5 protein-coding genes are annotated in these 3,758 nt (G+C 48.6%); 2 read left to right on the top strand and 3 right to left on the bottom strand.

The features are described from left to right. A partial coding sequence (gene serS / locus FJZ26_04855; GenBank protein MBM3229735.1) for a serine--tRNA ligase occupies positions 1 to 1,122 on the top strand: 1,122 nt, incomplete at its 5' end. A gap of 21 nt (positions 1,123 to 1,143) precedes the next feature. Here the strand turns inward: serS and FJZ26_04850 are convergent. The 3 genes from FJZ26_04850 to FJZ26_04840 are packed head-to-tail and all read right to left on the bottom strand — an operon-like array spanning position 1,144 to position 3,294. Then, positions 1,144 to 1,575: a HEPN domain-containing protein gene (locus tag FJZ26_04850; GenBank protein ID MBM3229734.1), complete on the bottom strand. Its 432-nt coding sequence runs from the start codon at positions 1,573 to 1,575 to the stop codon at positions 1,144 to 1,146. Next, positions 1,550 to 2,125: a hypothetical protein gene (locus FJZ26_04845; GenBank protein MBM3229733.1), complete on the bottom strand. Its 576-nt coding sequence runs from the start codon at positions 2,123 to 2,125 to the stop codon at positions 1,550 to 1,552. Before FJZ26_04845 ends, FJZ26_04850 begins: the two co-directional genes overlap by 26 nt. Positions 2,126 to 2,160: 35 nt before the next feature. Then, positions 2,161 to 3,294, bottom strand: coding sequence for a hypothetical protein (locus FJZ26_04840; protein ID MBM3229732.1), 1,134 nt, complete (start codon positions 3,292 to 3,294; stop codon positions 2,161 to 2,163). 249 nt (positions 3,295 to 3,543) lie between these two features. On the opposite strand from FJZ26_04840, the gene tfb reads away from it, so the two are divergent. Further along, a partial coding sequence (tfb, locus tag FJZ26_04835; GenBank protein MBM3229731.1) for a transcription initiation factor IIB occupies positions 3,544 to 3,758 on the top strand: 215 nt, incomplete at its 3' end.

The following is a 3,758-nucleotide window of genomic DNA, read 5'->3' as shown; positions in this document are numbered from 1 at the left end:
AAGCTCAAAGCTGAGAAAAACACAGAATCGATGAAAATTTCAGAGGCAAAGAGGGCAGGAAAGCCTATTGATGCCATACTAAAGCGCACAAAAGACCTTAGCGACGAAATCACTAATGTGGATGCAAAAGCCGGCAAGCTTGAAGGCCAGATGAGTGAGATACTGATGAATGTTGCGAACATGCCTGATGCATCTGTCAAAATTGGCAAGGACGAAACGGAGAACCAGGAGGTCCGAAAATGGGGAACGCCAAAAAAGACAAGCAAGGATGCCAAGTCTCATTTTGAAGTTGCCGAAAAAAACCTCATTGACTTTGAAAGGGGCGCGAAGCTTGCAGGGCACAGGTTTGTTGTGCTGAAGGGGCTTGCCGCCCGCCTGGAGCGCTCATTGGTCAATTTCATGCTGGATTTGCAGATAATGAACGGCTACACCGAAGTCCTGCCGCCTTTCCTTGTGAACACCAAAACAATGACTGGAACCGGGCAGCTCCCGAAATTCGCAGAGGAACTTTACCACTGCGAAGCAGACGACATGTGGCTCATTCCCACTGCCGAAGTGCCGGTTACCAACCTGTTTGCAGGCGAAATACTGGACGAAGCGCAGTTGCCGATGAAATATTGTGCCTATACGCCTTGCTTCCGCCGCGAGGCAGGCAGCTACCAGAAGGACATCAAGGGAATACTGCGCCAGCACCAGTTCGACAAGGTTGAGCTTGTGAAATTCGCAACTCCAGAGCAATCATTCGCAGAGCTGGAGTCACTTACTAAGAATGCAGAATCTGTTTTACAAAAGCTCGAATTGCCCTACCGTGTTATTGAGCTTTGCACAGGCGACATGGGATTTGCCTCAGCTAAAACCTATGACATTGAAGTGTGGCTGCCATCCCAGGACAAGTACCGTGAGATTTCATCCTGCTCCAACTGCACAGACTTCCAATCGCGCCGTGCCAGCATCCGCTTCCGGCGCGGAAACAAGCTCGAATTCGTGCACACTCTGAACGGCAGCGGCATTGCTGTTGGAAGGACAATGATTGCAATAATGGAAAACTACCAGGACGAGAATGGGTTTACCGTTCCAAAGGCGCTGCGAGACTATATGAGATGCGACAGAGTAGAGTTTTAGTTTGCAGCATTCGCTTCTTTCTCAATTTTTTCCCTTTATCTTCTTTTCAACCGCCAGCAAGAGGTCTTCAGCAGCCAGGATGGCGTGTTTCGCTTCATATTCTGAAACTATCCCAACCTTCTCATAAATCACTCGATGGCGCTTTTTCCTCATCTCGTCAAACAGCACAATTTTGCCGCCCATCTTTGTCCCAAGCTTCACATCAGCATAATCGACAGCAACTTTGTGCTGATTTTCACCCACAGCAACGTAGCCATCTGAAAACATGAGGGCACGGGAAGACTGGAGCATTGCGTTATAAGCGATAGAAAATGCCCAGTCAAAATCAGTTGCAAGGTTGCTTTTCGCTACTGCAATATCCCGTCTTGCTGCAGACAGGCATTCCTCTGCCTGCTTGGGGTCAGGCTCCACCTTCCTTACCCTGCCTTCAGATAACAAATCGCTCAAGTTCATCCTCTGCACCCACTAACATCACTTTCTTGCCTTTTAGCACTTCTTCAATATAGCCCCTGCGCTTCTTTTGCAGAAGTTCATTCTCCGGATAAATAGAATAGTTTATGTCTCGCCCGATAGTTTTTTGGCATTCCCTTATGGCAGAGGCAATGCCTTCTGGCTTTGGATTGCCTATCACCATCAAGTCTATGTCACTTCCTTCCCTTTCTTCCCCTCTGGCATAGGAACCGTATATGAAAGCGAATTTCACTCCTGAGGCTTTTTCAATTGCATTCCGGATAATGTCACCAAGGCCCTCGGTTTTCAGGACAATGGACTTGAGTTCATGGTATATTGGCGAAGCGGGATTTGCAGCATAAAACACCATGTTTCCCCTTCGCTCATTTGTAAGGATGCCTGCGTTGGAAAGGCTCTCAAGGGCAATGCTTGCCTCGTTGGGCCTAACTTTTGCTTTCCTGCAGACTTCCCGGAGGTAGAACTTGCTTTTTGGATTGGTAAAAAGTAGGCCCAGTATCCTGCGCTTTGCTTTTGATGTTACAAGGCTTTCCAACACGTATATGTTATTTATACAATTGTTTAAAAAACTTATACATTGCTTTCCTTCTCAATCTTCTCCTTTATTTGCGGGAAAGCACTGCCATCCAGCAACTGCTCGAACAGCTTTTCCGCATCCCCAAGAGAGTAGCTTGTGCCCTCGAGCTTTTTTCTCAGGATTTGCATTCCCATTTCCTTTGCACTCACTTTCTTTTCCCTTGCCAACTTTATTTGTGCAATCCTCTCACGCAAATTCTCGGAATTCAGGCTGTTGTCAACGAAAACATTGTCGCCAAATGAAGGTAGCGAAAGGTCCGAGGACTTGAAGCCTTCGGCAAGCGTGCCTTTTATTACGATTTTTATGAGTGGATTTGGCTGCGAAGCAAGCGCAAGGCGTACCTCCTCAGCAACCTTTGCGCGCATGTCGTCCGGCTTGGCATTTTCAAACTGCAAAACGCGGTGGAAAAGCTCGCGGGATTTTATGGGCCTGAAATCGGCTTTTTTCGTTGCAGTGTCGTAAAGCAGCCAGCCGCGCTGCCCTGCCTCGTCCTCGCGAAGCTGCGTCACCACCGTGCTTCCTGGATTGAGTACTTTTGTTTCGAGGTTTTTCTGGTGCACATGGCCGCACAAATACAGGTCGTAGCCAGACGGCAAGTCATCGAAGGAGATATACTGTTCATTCTTCATTCTGTCAAACTCTTGAAATGACTGATGCACAACAAAAACATTGAATGCCCCCTGCGCCGGCTTGCAGGCGATTTGCTTCAATGCTTCGCCAGCCATGTCCTCGGGCACGCTTCCCATGCCTGAAATGGCAACTTTCTCGCCGTTCCTCCCGCAAAGAAGCGTCTGGTTGTGGAAATTCTGGCAAAAGCCCCCCTGGCAAAGCAAATCCGTCGGGTGGACAAACCCCTTTGCGCGCCGGTCATGGTTGCCATGTATGGCGTAGATTGGCACACCGGCTATGCCGCGTGAGCGGAAGATTTCAAGCGCTTCCCGCAGGATTTTGGTAACTTCTGCAAGCGTTTCCATTCTTGGAAGCGGAGTATCGAAGTTGTCGCCCCCCAAGATAAGCAAATCCGCCTCGCGGGCGGCGGCCAATATCGCTTCCCTACCTTGAGAATAAGCATCCTGTTCGAACCGTCTGTAGCCGAAGTGAGTGTCCGTGACAAATGCAATCTTCATACGGCAAAAATTGGGCTGTAAAGCTTAAATAGAAGGAGAGCGTTAAGGAGTGCATGATAGACAGGCTGGTGTTCATGGGCGTCGTGATTGCCTCAATAATCGTCATTGTCTACTTCCTTTCCAGATAGCCATAAACAGCCACAGCAATTTAATAAAAATTTATAAACCTTTCTATACATAACCGACTTGCGAGGTTCGCAACTTTTTAAAATCTATTTATATGGCAGTTTAGCCCATAGAGGTGGAATAATGACCGACAAATGCCCCGAATGCGGAAGCAAGCGCCTTACGCGCGACTACGAGAAAGGAGAGCTAATGTGTTCCAACTGCGGATTGATAATCGCTGAAAACCTTGAAGACCCCCGCCCCGAGTGGAGGGCATTTGACGCCGAGCAGCGCGAAAAGCGCGCAAGAGGCGGTGCGCCAATCAAGTACATGAGGCCAAACAAGGGGCTTGTCACTGA

The sequence above is a fragment of the Candidatus Parvarchaeota archaeon genome (assembly GCA_016866895.1).
Lineage (GTDB): Archaea > Micrarchaeota > Micrarchaeia > Anstonellales > VGKX01 > VGKX01.
The sequence above is the reverse complement of the archived record's forward strand: the minus strand, read 5'-3'. Positions and strand labels throughout refer to the sequence as shown.

Bases quoted from the DNA above. Each gene is read 5' to 3' on its own strand.
- FJZ26_04850 (MBM3229734.1), bottom strand. From the start codon at position 1,575: ATGAACTTGAGCGATTTGTTATCTGAAGGCAGGGTAAGGAAGGTGGAG.
- FJZ26_04840 (MBM3229732.1), bottom strand. From the start codon at position 3,294: ATGAAGATTGCATTTGTCACGGACACTCACTTCGGCTACAGACGGTTC.